The sequence below is a fragment of the Dietzia sp. ANT_WB102 genome, from assembly GCF_008369165.1.
In the GTDB taxonomy this organism is placed as follows: domain Bacteria; phylum Actinomycetota; class Actinomycetes; order Mycobacteriales; family Mycobacteriaceae; genus Dietzia.
Genome location: NZ_VOBA01000001.1, coordinates 2473866 through 2491920, shown reverse-complemented (window position 1 = coordinate 2491920; position 18055 = coordinate 2473866). Strand labels below are relative to the sequence as shown.

Here is an 18055-nt window from a genome sequence, read left to right as displayed (position 1 = left end):
AGTGGACTGATCTTACGTCCCGCCCGAGTCGGGATCGTCAGAGGCTCGCAGGTCCCGCCAGAATTTACCCGCCACCCGGCGGGCCAGATCCGGGTAGACGTCGTCGAGTTCCGCGGAGATCTCGGCCAACTGGATCTTGAAATTGACCGGCACGAACACCCTGTCGACGAATTCCGACTCGGCGATGATCGACTTGCCGTCGAACACGTACCGGCACCACAACGAGTCGCGGTTGAGGATCGCGACCTCGGTCTCCGCGGCGGCAACATCCTCCACCGCTGACACCAACGGACTGCGGAACACGATGAGCGGCAGGGATCGGTGGGCGCGGACGAAAAGCACGACACACCCGGCGGGGACGGTGAACACGTCGTGCTCGTCGGCTCGTACTCGTCGCCGGTAGACCTCGGCGAGGGCTGCCCCCACTGCCCGGGTCGCCTGGTCCGGGTCGGTGATCGGCTGTGGACGGAAGTCATCATCGTCGACGGCCGGGCTCACAGCTTCAACAAGGGTTCCGTCCGCCGCGCCCGACTCGAGCAGTGCGGCGTCGTCCTCGTCTGTGTCGGTGACGTCTTGAAGGAACACCGGGTGGCGTATCCCGAAGACCTGCTCCAGGGTGCCGGCCACGAGGTGGGCCAGCTCCCGCGCCCTGTCCGTCGGTAGGGCGACGCGGGGGCCTACGGGGTGGTCGGGTTGACCATCCGAGTCGGCGGCCCGCCACCCGAGCGCCGCGAGCTGGGCCAATTGTGCGGGACGCAGTGGGGTGGGGGCGTCCTCGGAGCCGCCCCCGGAGACCTCGGCGTCGACCTGCCCGGGTGTCACGGCGGCGAAGCGGATATACGGCGTGTGGGCGGAGGGCGCGCCGACGACGGGCACCGCCAGATCGAAGGTGGCTCCGGTGACCAGATCACGCAAGAGGGCGGCCAGGCGGGAGGCGAACCGATCCCACCCGGCCGCGATCGACGCGTCCACGTCGAACTCGAATGCCGGCATGCAACGCAGTCAACCACCGAGCCGCCGTCTGCGTCAGCGGTTCGCCGGTGTCCGGCCCGCCGGGATGCGCCTCCCGGTCGCGTCGATCACCCCTCGACCGGCGGGTGCCCGGCCTGATAGTCCGCCCAGTACTCGTCGGAGCCGTCGAAACCGACCCTGACGCCACCGCGGTGCTCAATGATCTCCGGTTGGATCGGAGCGATTGCGCGCTCAGCAGCCAGGGCCGAGGCGACGTCCGCGAACTCCGCGAGGTGGCGCAGCTGGGCCCAGGTCGGCGGCAGGAGCATCGAGTGGCCACTGCGGAAATCCCCGAGCAGGTCCACGGGGCGGGCCCACATTGTGAGGTCGACCTCGGTGGTCTGGTCGTCGGGTTCCTGTCCCGCGGGTAGGGCCGCCAGAAAGAAGCGGGTGTCGTACCGGCGCTTCTCCACCGCTGGCGTGATCCAATGGTCGAACGGCCGGAGGCGATCCGCGGCCAGAGAGAGCTCCTCGCGGGCGAGGAAAGCGCTGAACGACAGCTCGTGGGCTTCGAGTTCGGCCCGGGCCGAGTGGTAGCTCGCGGCATCGGAGACCGCAGTCCCGTCCAGATGGTCCGCGAGCAGGACTCCGCACTCCTCGAACGTCTCGCGGGCGGCTGCGCAGACCAGACGCCGCGCCCGGGGCTCATCGCATCCGAGGCGTGCGGCCCACCAACTGGGGGCAGGTCCGGTCCAGGCGAGGTCCGGGTCGTCGTCTGCGGCGTCGACACCTCCGCCCGGGAACACGGTCATCCCGCCGGCGAACGCCATCCCCTTGACGCGGCGGGCGACGAACACCTCCGGGCCGACGGCGGAGTCGCGGATCACCATCACGGTGGAGGCGTCCTTGACTGAACTGGCGATGGTCTGGTCAACCTCGGTCATGAGGTCAGTGTCGCCCGACGGGCTTGCGGGCCCGGCACCGGGGTCGGCAACGGGCGTGTCAGCACCCGAGCGTGTCAGCACCCGTGCGCGGACGGATCTTGTCAGAACCGAGTTATTCGGCGGTCAGGCGGTCAGGCGGACTCGGTCGCGGCCGGGGGCAGGACTCCATAGAGCACGTGGCGGACCTGCTCCGTGAGTGCCGCGCGGCTGTTGCTCGCGGGGGACCGCTCCACCCCACACCGCACGATGGTCATGTAGAGCACGTCGAACACGGTCTGGGCCGGCCCGGCGAGACTGTCCTCGGTGGTCGAGGAGTCCGAGTGTCCGGCGAGGACGACGGCGATGAGCTCGCGTAACTCCTCCAGGATGCGCTGGGCTTCCGCCCGGTGCGGACCGGGCTCCCCGAACAGGGTCTCCCGGTGGTAAGCCGCGATGTTCTCTGGCTGCCGGTCGAGCGCTACGAGGAGCGGTTCGCACAGTGTGACGAGGTCATCGACCGGGTCCCCGGTGTCGGGGACGGTCTCGACCATCGCGCGGAATTCCTCGTTGGCGACCATGCACAACAGTTCGCCCTTGGACCGCGCATATCGGAACAGTGTCCCCGTCCCCACCTCGGCGAGATCGGCGACCTCCTGGGTAGTGACCGTGGAGTAGCCGTGTCGGGAGAATAGCTCCAAGGCGGCTGCGTAGATGCGCCGCTGCTTGTCGGCTTTGTTCAGCTCGCGGCGCCCGGGTTCGCGGCTCCGGGTCACGAGAACCACTCGGTCGGAGGTCCGGCCATCAGGAGCAGCGAGAACACGATCGCCACCACTACCAGCGTCACTAGCAGCGCCACGATCGGTGAGCGGAGAGCGAAAGCCAGGGTGCGCTCGGGAATCGTAGTCGGGGCATCACCACCCGGGCCGACGCGCCATGGGCCTTCGATCAGTCCGCGGCGCTCCACCGATCGCTCGAACGGGACGGTCGCGTAGGGGATCACGGCAGATGCCAGGCCGAGGACACCGGTCCCGGTGGTCCAACGCTTGTCCGTCCAGACCGCGACCGTGGCCACGGCGTAACACAGGAACACGAATCCGTGGATGCTTCCGCCGACCATGGTGGCCCAGTCGAGCCCGAAACCGTACTTGCCGATCATCCCCAAGATCAGCAGGGTCCAGGTGACCACCTCCGCCAGCGCTAGCCTCTTGTACAGGATGCGGGGGGTCACGGCTGTCCTCCATCGATCGGGTCGGGGTTCGTCGCACATGGTACGGACTCGGGCCCCACTGACCGGGTCCAGGTCGGCGACGGGTTCATCCGTGGAGGATGAGGGAGGCGAAACGCACCTCGCCGGCCTCGTCGCTGGCCGCAAGGTCCACCTCGCCCTCGATCGCCCAGCCATGGTCACCCTCGGGGTCATCGAGGACCTGCCGGACGCGCCACGTACCTGTGGCGACGCCGGGACCTGTTTCCGTGATGGTGAACAGTGCGGGACCACGGGCGGCAGGACCGGTGCCGATGGAGTCGTACTCGTCCCAGTAGGCGTCGATCTCGGAGTCCCAGTCGGGGTGCTGGGGCACGTCGGTGTCGAGTTCCGTCAACCGGCCGATGTCGTCGCGGGACAGTAGTTCGACCCGGCGGAACATCGCGTTACGCACCATCACCCGGAACGCCCGCAGGTTCGCGGTGACCGGCCGCGTAGTCCCGGCGGATTCACCGAACGCGAGCTCGGCCACCTGGGCGGACGATACGTCCGGGTCGGTGAGCAGTTCCCACTCGTCCAGCAGGCTCGAATCCACCTGACGGACCAGTTCGCCCAGCCACTCCACGAGATCCTCGAATTCCTCGGAGCGTCGGTCGGCGGGGACGGTCTGTCGCAGTGCCCTGTAGGCGTCGGTGAGGTAGCGCAGTACCGCGCCCTCGGAGCGGCCCAGCCCGTAAGCCGACACGAGGTCCGAGAACGTCATACCCCGTTCGACCATCTCGCGGATGACCGACTTCGGTGACGGTTCTATCCCGGCGACCCACGGATGCCCTGCGCGGTAGGCGTCGTAGGCGTCGGCGATGAGGTCAGCGAGCGGCTTGGGCCAGGTGATGTCCTCGACCAATTCCATGCGCTCGGAGTACTCCACCCCGTCGGCCTTGAGCGCGCCGATCGCCTCTCCGCGGGCTTCCCGCTGCTGGGCGTACAGGATGGGCCTGGGGTCGTCGAGAACGGCCTCTATTACCGAGACGAGGTCCAACTCAGGGGTGAGCGAATCCGGGTCCAGGACCTCCATCGCGGCGATCGCGAAAGGTGCGAGCGGTTGGTTCAGAGCGAAATCTCGTTGCAGGTCGACGGTCAGCCGGACGTGCCGCCCGTCGTCGTCGGGCTCGGCGAGCCGTTCTACGATCCCGGCAGCTTCGAGACCGCGGAACAGCTCTATCGCCCTCAAGATGTGCTGACGTGTCCGCGCGCGGGTCTCGTGTGAGGACAACAGCAGGTGTCGCATGTGGTCGTAGCAGCTGCCGGGTCTGGAGATGACGTTGAGCAGCATCGAGTTGCTCACCTCGAAGCGGCTGGTGAGCTGTTCCGGCTGGGCGCCGACGAGTTTGTCGAACGTGGACCGGGACCAGTTGACAAACCCCTCGGGGGGCTTCTTCTTGCCCGCCTTGCCCTTCTTCTTGGGGTTGGCGGCGGCCTTCGCGGCGGCCTTGGCGTTCTCGATCTCGTGCTCGGGGGCGAGCACCACCACGAACCCCTCGGTGTCGAAGCCCGCTCGGCCGGCGCGGCCCGCAATCTGGTGGAACTCGCGGGCTTTGAGCACTCGCTGACGGCGGCCGTCGAACTTGGTCAGGCCAGTGAAGAGAACGGTGCGGATAGGGACGTTGATCCCCACCCCGAGGGTGTCCGTGCCGCAGATGACGGTCAGCAGGCCGTCCTGGGCGAGCCGCTCGACCAGCCGCCGGTACTTGGGGAGCATCCCCGCGTGGTGGACGCCGATGCCGTGGAGCAGGAGCTTGCGCAGGGTACGGCCGAAGGCAGTGGTGAATCGGAATCCGCCGATTTCCTCGGAGACGGCGGTCTTCCGCTCTTTGGTCGCCACCGAGAGCGAGGTCAGGGCCTGGGCTTGTTCGAGTGCGGCGGCCTGGGTGAAGTGGACGATATAAACGGGGGCCTTGCCGTCGCGTAATAGCAGTTCGACCGTCTCGTGGACACCGCTCAGCTCGTATTCGAACGACAAGGGGACGGGGCGTTGAGTACCACCGATGTGCACGCACTCCCGGCCCGTGCGTCGGCGCAGGTCATCACAAAGCCAGTCCACATCGCCGAGGGTCGCGGACATGAGCAGGAACTGCACGTCGGGCAGCTCGATGAGCGGCACCTGCCAGGCCCACCCCCGGTCCGGCTCGGAGTAGTAATGGAACTCGTCCATGACCACTTGGCCGATTTCGGCCGCCCCGCCCTCGCGCAGCGCGATGTTGGCGACGATCTCGGCGGTGGCGCAGACGATGGGGGCGCCGGCGTTGACGGAAGCATCGCCGGTAAGCATGCCTACGTTCTCGGCGCCGAACACCTCGCACAGTGCGAAGAACTTCTCGCTGACAAGAGCTTTGATGGGGGCGGTGTAGTAGCTGCGGACGCCACGTGCCATCGCCGAGAAGTGGGCCCCAAGGGCGACGAGTGACTTTCCGGACCCGGTGGGAGTCGCCAGGATGACGTGGCTGCCAGCCGCGATCTCGAGGACGGCTTCCTCTTGCGCTGGGTAGGGCGTCAGCCCCCGGTGGGCTGCCCACGCCACGAACGCGTCGAACACCGCCTCGTCGTGAAGGTCGGCTGGGACGTCGTCGAGGTCGGCGAGAAGTTGGGGCAGATGCACCGGTCCGAGCCTAGTCGCCGGGTCGATCAGCCTTTCATCTCCGGTCCGTGGCCGGTCTCGTCGTCCTCGGCATGTTGGGCCAGGAACCGCTCGAACTCCGCACCGATCTCGTCGCCGGAGGGCAGCGGCTTGCCGCCGGGGTTGAGCGAATCGGAGCCCAGGCGGGTCTCCATGAACTCGTCGTACTGCTTCTCCATGAGTTCGACGGCCGTGAGGACTTCCGGATTGTGAGCGATCTGAGCGTTGACCTGATTTGTGAACTCGTCAGCGGCCTTCTCCAGCCCGGCAGTCGGCAGTTCGAGTCCTCCCAGGCGCGAGACGTTGTCGACCAGATTGAGCACAGCGGCAGGGTAGGCAGTCTGGGACAGGTACTGCGGAACGTGGACGGTGAAGCCCGCGGACGGGATACCGTGCTCGGCCATCCGAAGCTCAAGTAGTGAGGTCACATTTCCGGGAATGGAGAACTCACCGGGCCAGGCAGTAAACCCTCGGATGAGGTCTACATCGCTGGCGTGGGCGCTCGCGTTGGTGGGACGGGTGTGCGGGACACTGAGCGGCATCGACCCCAGGCCGATGGACATGCGAACCCCGAATGCGCCCGCTAGGTCGATGACGGAATTGGTGAACCCGTCCCACTTGAGGTCTGGTTCTAGTCCAGACAGCAGGAGAAATGATGTGCCGTCGGAAGCCTTGACGGCGTGCATCTGGATCGTCGGCTCGTCGTAGCCGGCGAAGCGGTCGAAGGAGTACTTCAGCTGGGGGCGGCGGGACCGGTAGTCCACCAGTTCGTCTACATCGAACTCGACGATCAACTGCGAATCGAGGGTCTCGCGGAAATGCTCTGCGACGCCCTGGATCGCCTGCCCGGCGTCCGAGAAGCCCTCGAGTCCGTGCACGAGGATCGGCCCTCGACCGTCCTTGGAACGCAGGTCGGGAACGGGTTCGATCATTCGGTACAGATCGCTGTGCCTGGCCATGTCGACTCCTCTCGTCACCACACCCCGTCCGTCGGGAGTACGGGGTTGCCCGGTCGTCCATCGCGGACGTGGGCTCACACCTGAGTCAACGACAATGCGGCTGGGTTGATTCCCCGTGGCTTGTTCGCTGGCCGTTTCCCACATCCCTGCCCGCCTCCACAGCCACGCGCGCGAAACGGCTTCCGCCGCCTGTGGGCGCGGCTGTCATCCCCGAGGGTGGGACCGGTGCGCGGCACCTGCGGACCTGGCCCCGGCACGGAGTTCAGGACGCGCGAGTGATGAGACGGATGGGGACGATGACAGCTGGCGAGTCGATCAGTGATGACGGAGCAAGCGGACGGGCGACGGTGGTGATCACCTCGCCGGAGGAGTTGATCGCGTCGATACCGGCGATGCTCGGGTTTCCGCCCGGCCCAGGGTCGGTGGTGGTGATGTGCGGAGAGATGGCGGACGGGGGACAGGGGCCGGTCGTCCGGATGGACGTCGACGGCTTGTTGGAGGCCGGGCGGGGTGATCCCGACGACGATGAGCTTAGAAATGGTGTCGACGACGATCCCGGCGAGAGTCCCGACGACGGGGACGCGAGAGGTCTTCGCCCCGCGATCGACCCCGGCCCCGCGCGCGGTCTTGCCCAGTTCTGTGCCCGGGAGGGTATCGGGTCCGTCCATCTGGTGGTGGTGCAAGAGGACTGCGTAGAGGACTATCTCGCGGGCCTCCGCGCAGAGGACGCGGCGTCGGCGTTCGAGTACTGGCTGGGTGCGGTGGGGACCGAGGTCGCGGCGGCGTACGGGGTCGGCGAGTTCGCCGAGGGTGCGCCGTGGGTGGATCTGTTCGGGATGGTACGCGGTGTCCAACTCGATCCCGATTCCACCCAGATCGCGGCGGTCCACGCCTACGACGGCCGGGTCAGGGCTGGCTCGCGCGACGAGATCGATTGCCTGTACCAGGCGCGTGACTCCGATGCGTGCGATGTGGATCCTAACGAACCGGGGCCGGAGGGTGTGGTCGGGGCGCGTGTGGTGACGGAAGCGGTGAAATACCACGACGACGCCGCGCGCAGGTTGGAGATGGGGGAGAAGGTCGACGACGACGAGCTCGCCGGGATCGGGCGGGACATGCTGGTGATCGCTGTTCGTGATGAGATCTACCGATGTCTGGCGCTACGGGGCCTGGGCGACGGCGACGGCCGTCGGCTCCTGTGGTGGGAGGTTGCACGCCGGAGGCCGGGGCGCGAACGCTCGGTGGCGCTGCTGTTGCTCGGTGCGGCGGCATATTTCGCGGGGAGCGGGGTTCACGCCTGGTCGGCGTTATCGGCATCCCTCGACGCCGACGACGGGAACTCTTTGGCCCGGCTTCTGCTTCAGAGCTTGCACGCCGGACTGACACCGGAGCGACTCAGGCGAGTCGCGGCGGTCGCCTGAGTCGCTCTGGATCAGCGCGGAGCCGAGTGGGCGCGGTCGCCGAGGGCCCCGGTGAATGCCCATGCGTCCTCGACGATCGTGCGTAGGTCTGTGCGGGAGGGATTCCACCCGAGTTCCGCGATCGCTTTTGCGCTGGAGGCGACGAGCACAGCCGGGTCACCGGCCCGCCGCGGGGCAACGACGTCCGGAATCGGGTGGCCGGTGACGTCCCGGCAGACGTCGATGACCTCACGGACGGAGAAGCCCTCACCGCTACCCAGATTGAGCACCCGGTGGATGCCGGGCGAGTTGGTCTCCAGTGCCAGCACATGGGCGTCCGCGAGGTCGGCGACGTGGATGTAGTCGCGGATACACGTGCCGTCGCGGGTGGGCCAGTCGTCGCCGAAGACCTTGATGTCGGCGCGGTGGCCGAGGGCCACCTGCAGGACGAGGGGGATGAGGTGGGTCTCCACCACCCGGTTCTCGCCCGCGCCACGGTACGCCCCGGCCACGTTGAAGTAGCGCAGGCTCGTCGCGGCGAGGCCGTGCGCGGTCGCGTACGAGGTGATCGCGTGATCAATCGCGAGTTTGGTGGCCCCGTAGGTGTTGGTCGGCCGAGTGGGCATCTGCTCGGTGATGGGGACCTGCTCGGGCTCGCCGTACGTCGCGGCGGTGGAGGAAAACACCAGATTGCCCACCCCGGCCGCCCGCATGGCGTCGAGGAGAGCCAGGGACGTGACGACGTTCCCCTGCCAGTACTCCTCCGGCTTCTCGACGGACTCGCCGACGAGTGAGCGCGCGGCAAAGTGCAGAACGCCGTCGAACGAGGAGTCGAGGACATCCGGGGCGCGGTCGGCCACGTCACCTTCGACGAAAGTCGCACCCTCGGGAATTCCGTCGAGGTTGCCCGTGGACAGGTCGTCGAGCACGACAACGTCATGGCCGCGCTCGATCAGGACCGTTGCGCAGACCCCGCCGACATACCCGGCGCCGCCGGTGACGAGGAGCTTCACGAGATGATCTCGACCTGGATCGCGTGGGCGTGGTCGCCATCCAGCTCGACCGTGTGGCCCTCCCCGGAGTCGAGCTCGACGAGGTGCCCGCGGCGGGTGGCGGTCACGGTCTTGAGCGGCTCGACTCCGGCGGCCCGGAATTCGGAGATCAGTTCGGTGTCGATCTGCACGTTCTCGCCGATCGCCCGGATCCGGACCCGATGCGGCACGTCACTCTCCAGAGCCGAGAGCCTGACCTGTTTCGGATCTTCCAGGGCGGAGGCGGGATACCCGATCCGCTCCAGCCCAGGGATGGGGTTTCCGTAGGGAGAGGTACGGGGGTCGTCGAGGACCTCGATGAGGCGCCGCTCGACGTCGTCACTCATCACGTGTTCCCACCGGCACGCTTCGGCGTGGACCTTCTCGAGCTCCAGCCCGATCACGTCGACCAGGAGTCGCTCGGCGAGGCGGTGCTTGCGCATCACGTCCACCGCGAGATCTCTTCCCGTCGCGGTGAGCTGGAGATGTCTGTCGGGGGCCACCAGAACCAACCCGTCGCGCTCCATCCGCGCGACGGTCTGGCTCACAGTAGGTCCACTCTGCTCGAGACGTTCCGCGATGCGCGCCCGCAGCGGGATCACGCCTTCCTCCTCGAGCTCGTAGATTGTGCGGAGGTACATCTCGGTGGTGTCCACCAGGTCCTTCACGGTGCAGTCCTCCACGTTCACTTCTTCGACAGGTGTTGTTCGCCCGGCAGACGAGAGCGCCGACCGAGTTCCGACACCGAGCTTACCGTCGGGTTACCTACCGGGGTGGAGAGCGGACGATCCGGTGCGGGGTCCGGCGCCACCCGCGTAGATTCGGCGGTGACGTGCCCCACTGATCGCCGGGGTGCTCGGGCCGGGAACGACCCGGCCCATGGGAGGGCGGTGGAGATGGCCGGGATCGGGGATGGCGTTGCGGCGAAGGTCGTGTGGAGTCCGTCATTGCTGGAGTATCGGCATTCCGCCGATCACCCCATGAGTCCGCGGCGACTCGACCTCACGATGTCGCTGGCGACCGAGCTCGGAGTCCTGCAGGGCGTCGAGATGCTGGACCCGGGGTCAGCGAGCGATGACGAGCTCCTGCGTGTGCACACGTCCCGCTACATCGATGCCGTCAAGGCCGCTGGCGACCTGCCCCCTGGCGAGCACGTCGGGATGAGCCACGGGCTGGGGACTGCGGACAACCCGACATTCCCCGCTATGCACGAAGCCAGTGCCGCGGTTGCGGGCGGCACCCTGGCCGCAGCCCGGGCCATCGCCAGCGGGGCCGCGATACGAGCGGTATCGGTCGCCGGTGGGATGCATCACGCCATGCCCGCCGCGGCGGCGGGGTTCTGCGTCTACAACGACGCAGCTGTGGCTATCAGCTGGCTGCTCGACAACGGATACGACCGTGTCGCCTATGTGGACATCGACGTCCACCACGGGGACGGCGTCCAAACCGCCTTCTACGAGGACCCGCGGGTCCTGACCGTGTCCCTGCACCAGCATCCCGCCACCCTGTGGCCGTCGACGGGCTGGGCATCGGAGACCGGCGTCGGCCGAGCCGAGGGCACCGCAGTCAACCTGGCGTACCTCCCCGCGGTCACCGATGAGCTGTGGCTGCGGGGTTTCCACGCCGTGGTCCCGGGTGTGCTGCGGGCGTTCGAGCCCCAGATCATCGTCATGCAGGCCGGGTGCGACTCGCACCGTGAGGACCCGCTCGCCGACCTGTCGTTGACCGTCGACGGGCACCGGCGGTCCTACCTGGATGTCATCGCGTTGGCTGACGAGCTCTGCGAGGGCCGCCTGATCGCTATCGGCGGCGGTGGTTACGAGTTGGTGCGGGTGGTCCCGCGGTCGTGGACGCACCTCATCGCCGCAGTGCTGGGGGTCTCGGTTGACCCGACCACGGCGATCCCGGAAGGGTGGCGGTCCGCGGCTGGCCGGTTCACCGTCCCCGACCGCGTGCCACTAACCATGGGTGACGGAGAGGAACCGACCTTCGCCCCGTGGGAGCCCGCAGGAGCTGACCGCGGGGCGGAGATGGACCGCTCTCTGGCCAGACTCGACCAGTCGATCCTCGATACCCGCCGATCGGTCTACCCCCTACTGGGATTAGACCCGGACGATCCCCGGGATTGATCACCGCGCCGCTCACCCGGCGGCGCTCACCCCGCGACGACACCGCCCCTTCGACCCTGCCCTCTTCGACCCCGACCCACAGTCCCTGGAGGACCCCATGGCGCACCCCGGCGACCGCGCGAACGGTGACACGGCGACCGAGACCCCTACCGACTCCACCCCGGCGGTAGACCCGCCCGAGCACGCCTCGACCGACACCTCGGTCGAGGAGTACCCGGCGGGCTACCCCCACGAGTGGGCTGCGGACGTGCTCGGCTCCGACGGGAGGGCAGTGCGGGTCAGGCCGATCCTGCCCAACGACGCCGAGAAAATCTCCCGGTTCCACATCAGCCTGTCCGATCGCACGCGCTATTTACGCTACTTCGGGTCGCACGATGTCCTGTCCGAGCGGGAACTGGACCGGATGACGAACGTCGACTACCGCGACCGGATGGCGTTCGTCGCCGAGCTGGGCGCGGAGGTCATCGGCATGGCGATCTATGAACGGTTGCCGAACTCGACTTTCGCGGAGGTTGCCTTCACGATCTCGGATCAGCACCAGGGACGCGGACTGGGGTCGATTTTTCTCGAGCACCTGGCCGGTGCGGCAGCCGAGTGCGGAATCGACCACTTCGAGGCCGAAGTGCTCTCGGAGAACAGATCGATGATCCAGGTGTTCCGGCGGGCCGGGTACGAGATCTCCCGCTCTTTCGACGGCTCCACACTGCACCTCGAGTTCGCGATCGACCCCACCGAAGCGCTCACGAACGTTCGGAATTCGCGGGAGGCGGCGGCGGAGGCGCGGAGTCTGGCGCGAGTCCTCAACCCCGGTTCCGTCGCAGTGATCGGCGCCTCGGACCAGGTGGGCAAGATTGGCCACACAGTATTGCGCAACCTCATCGGGAGCGGCTTCTCCGGACCCGTCTACCCCGTCAACTCCGACGCTCGGTCGGTGCAGTCCGTACGCGCCTACGCCAGCGTCCGGGACATTCCGGATCCCGTGGACCTCGCGGTCGTGGCGGTGCCGGCCGCGTCGATGTCGGAGGTCCTCGATGACTGCCTGTCAAAGGGGGTGTCAACGCTCGTCGTCATCTCCGCGGGATTCTCCGACGTCGGTAGCGCCGGGGTCGTCTCCGAACGACGCCTGGTCAGCGAGGCGCGGGCCCACGGGATGCGAGTGGTAGGCCCCAACGCGCTCGGGGTGATCAACACCTCCGCCGATGTCCAGCTCAACGCGACCCTGGCCGAGTTCGTCCCTGGTCCCGGCCGCACAGGGTTCTTCTGTCAGTCGGGTGCGCTCGGTATCGCCATCCTCGCCGCAGCGGCGCGGCGCGGCCTGGGGTTGTCGACGTTCGTCTCCGCAGGCAACCGCGCCGACGTCTCCGGTAACGACCTACTGCAGTACTGGGACACCGACACGGCGACCGAGGTGGTGCTGCTCTACCTGGAGAGCTTCGGTAACCCGCGCAAGTTCTCAAGGATCGCTCGGCGCGTTGCCCGCAACAAGCCGGTGGTGGTGGTCCGTCGCGCGGTTGACGACCTGGAGTCGGGAGTCGAGGGGCTCACCGCGAACGCTATCGGTGGGCTGTTCCGTGACTCGGGCCTGATCCAGGTGGACTCCATCACCGACATGTTCGACACCGCAACGCTGCTGGCCTACCAGCCGCTGCCCGCAGGTGGTCGTCTGGGAATCGTCGGCAACTCCTCCGCGGTCGGACGCCTCGGTGGGGACGCCGCCCGTCAGCAGGGCTTCACCGTGGCGCATTCGGTCGACCTGGGGGCCAGCGCGTCTCCCGACGAGTTCCGCGACGCGATCACGGACGTTCTCAAGCGTGACGAGGTGGACTCCGTGCTCACGGTGTTCGTGCCCCCCGTCGCGACGGAACCCGACGCGTACGCCGAGGCGATCCGTGCCGCGGCAGGCGAGAGCACGAAGCCGGTGGTGAGTACGTTCCTCGCCGGAGAGGGGCTGCCGGAGGGACTGACCGTGACCGACGAGTCCGGGGTGGCGGCCCGCGGCTCCATACCGTCCTACCCGTATCCGGAACGGGCCGTGTCCGCACTCGTGCGTGCCCGACGGTACGCCGAGTGGCTCGACAAGCCTGCCGAGGAGCCGGCCAAGTACGAGGACATCGACCGTGCCCGCGCACGGGAGTTGGTGGATTCACTGTGCCAACTCCATGCCGGGACCGAGTCATTCGAGCTCACACAAGGCCAGGTCCGCGCACTGTTGGAGTGCTACGGGATCGACATCGTCGACTATCGAGTCGTGACCGATGTCGAGCAGGCCGTGATGGCCGCCGACGAACTGGGATACCCGGTGGCAGTCAAGGCGATGAGTGACAGATGGCGGACCCGCAGTGACCAGTCCGGCGTGCGACTCGACCTCGTCGACTCCGCCGCGGTGCGCCACGCCTTCGCGTTCCTTCAGTCCACCACCGGCTCGCGGGCCCTGCACGTGCAGAAGATGGCCACCAAGGGCGTCGCCGTCACCATCCGGGTAGCCGACCACCCGATCTTCGGTTCCCTCATCTCGTTCGGGCTTGCCGGCATGCTGTCGGATCTGCTCGCTGACCGGGCGTTCAGCACACTGCCGATCTCACCCGGTGAGGCGGCGGCGCTACTCGACCGGCCCCGTGCCGCAGCGATCCTCGACGGCTATGCAGGCGACGCGGCGGTCGATCGAGGCGCGCTGGTCGAGCTCATGGGGCGCGTCTCATGCCTTGTCGACGACATACCTGAGATGCGCCGACTGTCGGTGGACCCGGCGCTCGCCGAGCCCGACGGCCTGGCCGTCCTCTATGCGACGGTCAGGCTGGGCCCGCCGCCCAGGTTCAGCGGCGATGAAGGTCCCCGCCGACTGCGCTAGCAATGAGGCCACCGAGCGACCAGGCCCGCCAGGCGTACACAGCGCGTGGGGACGCCGCGTATCGCGGGCGTACCGAGCAGCCCGGCCCCGAACGGAAGGAAGGGCCCCGCTTGTCCTGATGGGGGAGAGGCGGGGCCCTGAGGTCCTGAACTCGCGGTGCCGTGGGCTCGCGAGAATCCGGGGGTTCGTGATCAGGCGCGTGCGATCAGACGGCGTAGGACCGGAGCTTGTCGGCGCGCCGACCTTCGCGGAGCTTGGCCATGACCTCGCGCTCGATCTGCCGGACCCGCTCGCGAGACAGCCCGAAACGTTTACCGATCTGGTCGAGGGTGCGGGGCTGACCGTCGTCGAGGCCAAAGCGCAGCGTGATGACCTGCTGCTCGCGTTCCTCGAGGGTGGAGAGGACCGCGCGAACATCGGAATGCATCACGTTGGTCACCACGGTGTTCTCGGCACTGGTGGCTTCGGCGTCTTCGATGAAGTCACCCAGCGGTGCCTCCTCGTCCGCGCCGACCGGCATGTCCAGACTCACCGGGTCACGCGAGTGATCCAGCAGTTCCTCGATCTTGTGCGCGGGGATCCCCGACTCCTCGGAGAGCTCGTCGAGGGTCGCCTCGCGGCCGAGTTGCTGGTGAAGCTCGCGCTTGATCCGGGCGAGCTTGTTGACCTGCTCGACGAGGTGGACGGGCAGTCGGATAGTCCGTGACTGATCGGCCATGCCGCGGGTGATCGCCTGGCGGATCCACCAAGTGGCGTAAGTGGAGAACTTGAAGCCCTTGGCATAGTCGAACTTCTCCATTGCACGGATTAGCCCGAGGTTGCCTTCCTGGATGAGGTCCAGGAGCGGCATCCCGCGGCCCGTGTAGCGCTTGGCCAACGAGACCACCAGCCGGAGGTTGGCTTCGAGCAGGTGGGCACGGGCAGCCTCGCCCTCCGCGACGACCACCTTGAGGTCGGCCTTCCTGACCGGACCCAGACGCTTCTTGGTCTCCAGTAGGTGCTTGGCGTAGAGACCGGCTTCGATCCGCTTGGACAGCTCCACTTCGTCCTCAGCGTTCAGCAGTGCCGTCTTGCCGATACCGTTGAGGTAGACACGGACCAGGTCAGCGCTCGGGCTCTGACCATCCGGTTCCGCCTCCGTCCGACGGTCCGATCGGGTGGTGGCTGACGTCATGTCTCCTCCTCCTGCCGGCTTTGTGACGAGGCCGGCTTTCGGTTGCTGGTGGACCGATCAGGCCCGTGGCCGGGTCACGGTCACGTACTTACACAACGGCGGGAGCGCCGGGATTGTTCCCGGGCCGATGATCTCGGTCACGATCGGTCACGAACACCGCGCTAACCGGAGCCGGGGGTCTCCACCAGAACAGTGACCGGGCCGTCGTTGACGGAGTGGACCTGCATCATCGCGCCGAAGACTCCCGTGGCCACCTCGAGTCCACGCTCCCGAAGCCCCCGCACGACGGCATCCACCACAGGTTCGGCCACTTCACCTCGTGCAGCCCCCGACCACGACGGGCGCCGGCCCTTGGCGGTCGAGCCCATGAGGGTGAACTGGCTGACGACAAGTATCGGGGCGCCCACTTCCGCGGCGCTGCGCTCCTCCTGCACGATCCGCAGCTCCGAGATCTTGCGGACCATCGTCGCGACGTCGGCCTCGTCGTCGTCCTTCGCCACCCCGAGCAGCACCAGCAACCCGGGGCGCGACAGGGCCCCGACGACCTCGCCCTCCACAGTCACCGAAGCCTCGGTGACCCGGGACACCACCGCCCTCATCCCGCCGTCTCCACCGGCGCGGCGGCGGCGACCCCCGGGGGGAGGAGTCCCGACACCCCGACGGGAACGATGAACCCGTGGATGAACAGGTCCGCGACCACCCGTCGGACCGGGACGGCGAGGACGTCCGGATCCTCCCCGGCGCCCACCGCGGCGAGTACCACCAGGTCCTCCAGCGGCAGCGCACCGGTCCGCGCCCCCCGCAAGACGCTCGCCGTGAGGGGGTCAATCTCGTGCCGCCATCGAGCGCCAGTGACGCGCTCCACCACGACCGTCGATGGGCCCGGGGAGCCCCCGGCGTCAGGCCCGGCGGGGCCGAGGGCTTCCGAGACGTGCAGGTGGACATCCGGCGATACGGTGAAGACCGTGGCATCCAGTGCGCGGTCCTGCCCGCCGAGTCGCTCCGTAGCCTCTCGCAACCACGCGGTACGTGCGAAGTACGCCTCCGCCTCATCTCCGAGGCCCTCCCCGAACTGATGGGTGAGGTCCTCACACAGCACCGACGATGGCCCGTTGATCCGCCGCAGGTAGATATACCCGAAGCCGACCCCAGACACTCCCTCCTCAGCGAAGTGGTCCAGCCAGGCGCCCGCCGCACGCGAGTAGGCCCCGTCGCGCGTGTCCATGCCCTCGTCGGTGAGCCAGGTCCATACGTAGAGGCCGGGGTCGGATGCGTCGCGCCTGACGACCCACGCGTCCACCCCTTCGGCCGGCACCCACGACGCGACGTGAGTCCGCCAGTCGGTGTCCTCCCTTTCCACCCACGACGCCAGCAGGACCGCGGTGCCTCCGTCCACCAGATGGTCGGGCGCGCCCGACACGACGGTCCGGCTGGCACCGTCGAGTTCCAGACCCGATTCGCGGTAGGAATGGCCGGTCTCGGGCGGGCCCACCACGAACGGGGGATTCGCGACTATGCGGTCGAACCGGCGCCCCGCAACGGGCTCGAACCACGGGCCGCGCAGGAGTTCGGCCTGCTGCCCGTTGATGGCCAATGTGGCGGCCGCCAGCTCGAGGCACCGCGGGGTGATGTCGGTGCCGGTAACCGAGCGGGCGGTTTCCGACGCGTGGACCATCTGGATCCCGCATCCGGTGCCTAAATCCAGGACGGACTCTGCGGGGGAGGTGGGCGTGACACGCAGTAACGAGAGCGTCGCCTCTCCCACTCCAAGCACGTGATCGGGTCGGGTCGAGGTGTGGACCATCGATCCGTCGACGTCCGCGAACACCCAGCGGGTTCCGTAGCCCGTGTCCACTGGGCGGAGGTCGATCGCCGCACGAACCGAGGCTCCGTCGTCGACCGCGCTCCACAAGCCGGCGTCGACGCCGGCCCGCGCCGGGACCCCGGGCAGCACCGCGGCCACCTCAGATTGGGGGAGTGGGTCACCCAACACGAACAGTCGGACGAGCGATCCGACCGCACCCGCCCCGAGTGCATGACGGCGTACCACCGCGGCATCGGATCTGCCCAGCGACGAGACCGCTTCCGGCCCCAGTGCCCGCTCCAGCCCCTCGACCGTGTAGTCGTGCTGACGGAACGCCTCCGCCAGCACGGGGGCGAGGTCGGCGAGCGTCGGGGTCGGGCTGGTCACTGGTCGGGGTCGCTCTCGTTGGTGGATGGGGTGGGGTCGGTCGGGGTGGTGAAGTCGGTGGGGGCGGAATCGTGCGCCCGGGAAGCCCGGGTGGTCTCGTCCGGACCGAGGCGGAGCTCTCCGGTGCCGGGGCCGCCAGCGCGTGCGGACGGTCCGTCGGTGCCGGTGAGGCTGGGTGGCAGAGAGTACGGGGTGTTCGACGAGAGTCGCCCCGCCGAGTAGGTCCGTGCCTGCCCCTTGGGGAGCGGAGGCCTGTCGTTGGCGCCGATGACTGCGATCCAGGGGATAGGGATGGACCCCGCCACGATCGCCAACGCTATCCACGGATTGTGCCAGAGCGCCAGCGATCCCGCGGCGAGGAAGAGGGCGGGAATCCGCACGCTCATCAGTAGGAAATATCGCTTCTTCCGGGCCGCGAGTTCGTCGTGATACGACTGCCGCGCGCCTGTGATGAGGACGGGTCTCGAGGTGTCGTCCCGATCCCCGGATCGTTGACGGCGGAAGTCGGGTGCCATGGGGCCCAAGGTACTCCGGCGTTGGCGCCACGACGGTGGGGTGCGGCATCATGAGG

15 protein-coding genes are annotated in these 18055 nt (G+C 68.0%); 3 read left to right on the top strand and 12 right to left on the bottom strand.

Features of this window, described 5'->3' with window-relative positions; translation table 11 throughout:
- Nucleotides 1-12: 12 nt before the first annotated feature.
- The 6 genes from FQ137_RS11495 to FQ137_RS11470 form a co-directional block, all read right to left on the bottom strand.
- The gene (locus tag FQ137_RS11495; RefSeq protein WP_149292501.1) at nt 13-993 is read right to left on the bottom strand and encodes a hypothetical protein; all 981 of its coding nucleotides are present in this window, start codon (nt 991-993) and stop codon (nt 13-15) included.
- Between the two features lie 86 nt (nt 994-1079).
- The gene (locus FQ137_RS11490; protein ID WP_149292500.1) at nt 1080-1895 is read right to left on the bottom strand and encodes an NUDIX hydrolase; all 816 of its coding nucleotides are present in this window, start codon (nt 1893-1895) and stop codon (nt 1080-1082) included.
- A gap of 131 nt (nt 1896-2026) precedes the next feature.
- Nucleotides 2027-2647, bottom strand: coding sequence for a TetR/AcrR family transcriptional regulator (locus FQ137_RS11485; RefSeq protein ID WP_149292499.1), 621 nt, complete (start codon nt 2645-2647; stop codon nt 2027-2029).
- Entirely contained in the window at nt 2644-3102 is a 459-nt protein-coding gene (locus tag FQ137_RS11480; protein WP_188064915.1) for a DUF3817 domain-containing protein, read from the bottom strand. Before FQ137_RS11480 ends, FQ137_RS11485 begins: the two co-directional genes overlap by 4 nt.
- 85 nt (nt 3103-3187) lie before the next feature.
- Nucleotides 3188-5734 (bottom strand): RNA helicase, encoded by a 2547-nt coding sequence (locus FQ137_RS11475; RefSeq protein ID WP_149292497.1) that lies wholly within the window; start codon nt 5732-5734, stop codon nt 3188-3190.
- Nucleotides 5735-5760: 26 nt separating this feature from the next.
- A complete protein-coding gene (locus FQ137_RS11470; RefSeq protein ID WP_149292496.1) occupies nt 5761-6711 on the bottom strand; it encodes a PAC2 family protein in 951 nt (316 codons plus the stop codon).
- 296 nt (nt 6712-7007) lie between these two features.
- Between FQ137_RS11470 and FQ137_RS11465 the strand changes: the two genes are divergently transcribed.
- Nucleotides 7008-8132 (top strand): DUF4192 domain-containing protein, encoded by a 1125-nt coding sequence (locus FQ137_RS11465; RefSeq protein WP_149292495.1) that lies wholly within the window; start codon nt 7008-7010, stop codon nt 8130-8132.
- Between the two features lie 11 nt (nt 8133-8143).
- On the opposite strand, the gene galE is transcribed toward FQ137_RS11465, so the two are convergent.
- Entirely contained in the window at nt 8144-9124 is a 981-nt protein-coding gene (galE, locus tag FQ137_RS11460) for a UDP-glucose 4-epimerase GalE (protein WP_149292494.1), read from the bottom strand.
- On the bottom strand, nt 9121-9810 hold the full coding sequence (locus tag FQ137_RS11455; RefSeq protein ID WP_149292493.1) for a metal-dependent transcriptional regulator: 690 nt from the start codon (nt 9808-9810) through the stop codon (nt 9121-9123). The genes galE and FQ137_RS11455 overlap by 4 nt, the downstream gene beginning before the upstream one ends.
- A gap of 228 nt (nt 9811-10038) precedes the next feature.
- Here FQ137_RS11455 and FQ137_RS11450 point away from each other — a divergent pair, with 228 nt between their 5' ends.
- Both FQ137_RS11450 and FQ137_RS11445 read left to right on the top strand, forming a co-directional pair.
- Nucleotides 10039-11271, top strand: a complete 1233-nt coding sequence (locus FQ137_RS11450; protein WP_149292492.1) for an acetoin utilization protein AcuC — start codon at nt 10039-10041, stop codon at nt 11269-11271.
- 97 nt (nt 11272-11368) lie between these two features.
- Nucleotides 11369-14119, top strand: a complete 2751-nt coding sequence (locus tag FQ137_RS11445) for a bifunctional GNAT family N-acetyltransferase/acetate--CoA ligase family protein (protein WP_149292491.1) — start codon at nt 11369-11371, stop codon at nt 14117-14119.
- A gap of 205 nt (nt 14120-14324) precedes the next feature.
- Here FQ137_RS11445 and FQ137_RS11440 read toward each other — a convergent pair whose 3' ends face one another.
- The 4 genes from FQ137_RS11440 to FQ137_RS11425 all read right to left on the bottom strand — a co-directional run bounded on the left by FQ137_RS11440 (nt 14325) and on the right by FQ137_RS11425 (nt 17999).
- Nucleotides 14325-15293 carry a sigma-70 family RNA polymerase sigma factor gene (locus tag FQ137_RS11440; protein ID WP_149292490.1) on the bottom strand — a complete coding sequence of 323 codons (969 nt, stop codon included), beginning with the start codon at nt 15291-15293 and terminating at the stop codon, nt 14325-14327.
- Nucleotides 15294-15454: 161 nt separating this feature from the next.
- Complete coding sequence (gene dtd / locus FQ137_RS11435) at nt 15455-15892, bottom strand: D-aminoacyl-tRNA deacylase (protein ID WP_149292489.1); 438 nt, start codon at nt 15890-15892, stop codon at nt 15455-15457.
- Nucleotides 15889-17484 (bottom strand): methyltransferase, encoded by a 1596-nt coding sequence (locus FQ137_RS11430; protein WP_149292488.1) that lies wholly within the window; start codon nt 17482-17484, stop codon nt 15889-15891. The genes dtd and FQ137_RS11430 overlap by 4 nt, the downstream gene beginning before the upstream one ends.
- Nucleotides 17481-17999 (bottom strand): DUF3099 domain-containing protein, encoded by a 519-nt coding sequence (locus FQ137_RS11425; RefSeq protein WP_149292487.1) that lies wholly within the window; start codon nt 17997-17999, stop codon nt 17481-17483. The genes FQ137_RS11430 and FQ137_RS11425 overlap by 4 nt, the downstream gene beginning before the upstream one ends.
- Nucleotides 18000-18055 lie beyond the last annotated feature (56 nt).

Excerpts from the sequence above, each read along its gene's own strand:
- FQ137_RS11495 (WP_149292501.1), bottom strand. The coding sequence starts at position 993 with ATGCCGGCATTCGAGTTCGACGTGGACGCGTCGATCGCGGCCGGGTGG.
- FQ137_RS11490 (WP_149292500.1), bottom strand. The coding sequence starts at position 1,895 with ATGACCGAGGTTGACCAGACCATCGCCAGTTCAGTCAAGGACGCCTCC.
- FQ137_RS11470 (WP_149292496.1), bottom strand. The coding sequence starts at position 6,711 with ATGGCCAGGCACAGCGATCTGTACCGAATGATCGAACCCGTTCCCGAC.
- FQ137_RS11465 (WP_149292495.1), top strand. The coding sequence starts at position 7,008 with ATGACAGCTGGCGAGTCGATCAGTGATGACGGAGCAAGCGGACGGGCG.
- FQ137_RS11450 (WP_149292492.1), top strand. The coding sequence starts at position 10,039 with ATGGCCGGGATCGGGGATGGCGTTGCGGCGAAGGTCGTGTGGAGTCCG.
- FQ137_RS11445 (WP_149292491.1), top strand. The coding sequence starts at position 11,369 with ATGGCGCACCCCGGCGACCGCGCGAACGGTGACACGGCGACCGAGACC.
- FQ137_RS11440 (WP_149292490.1), bottom strand. The coding sequence starts at position 15,293 with ATGACGTCAGCCACCACCCGATCGGACCGTCGGACGGAGGCGGAACCG.
- dtd (WP_149292489.1), bottom strand. The coding sequence starts at position 15,892 with ATGAGGGCGGTGGTGTCCCGGGTCACCGAGGCTTCGGTGACTGTGGAG.
- FQ137_RS11425 (WP_149292487.1), bottom strand. The coding sequence starts at position 17,999 with ATGGCACCCGACTTCCGCCGTCAACGATCCGGGGATCGGGACGACACC.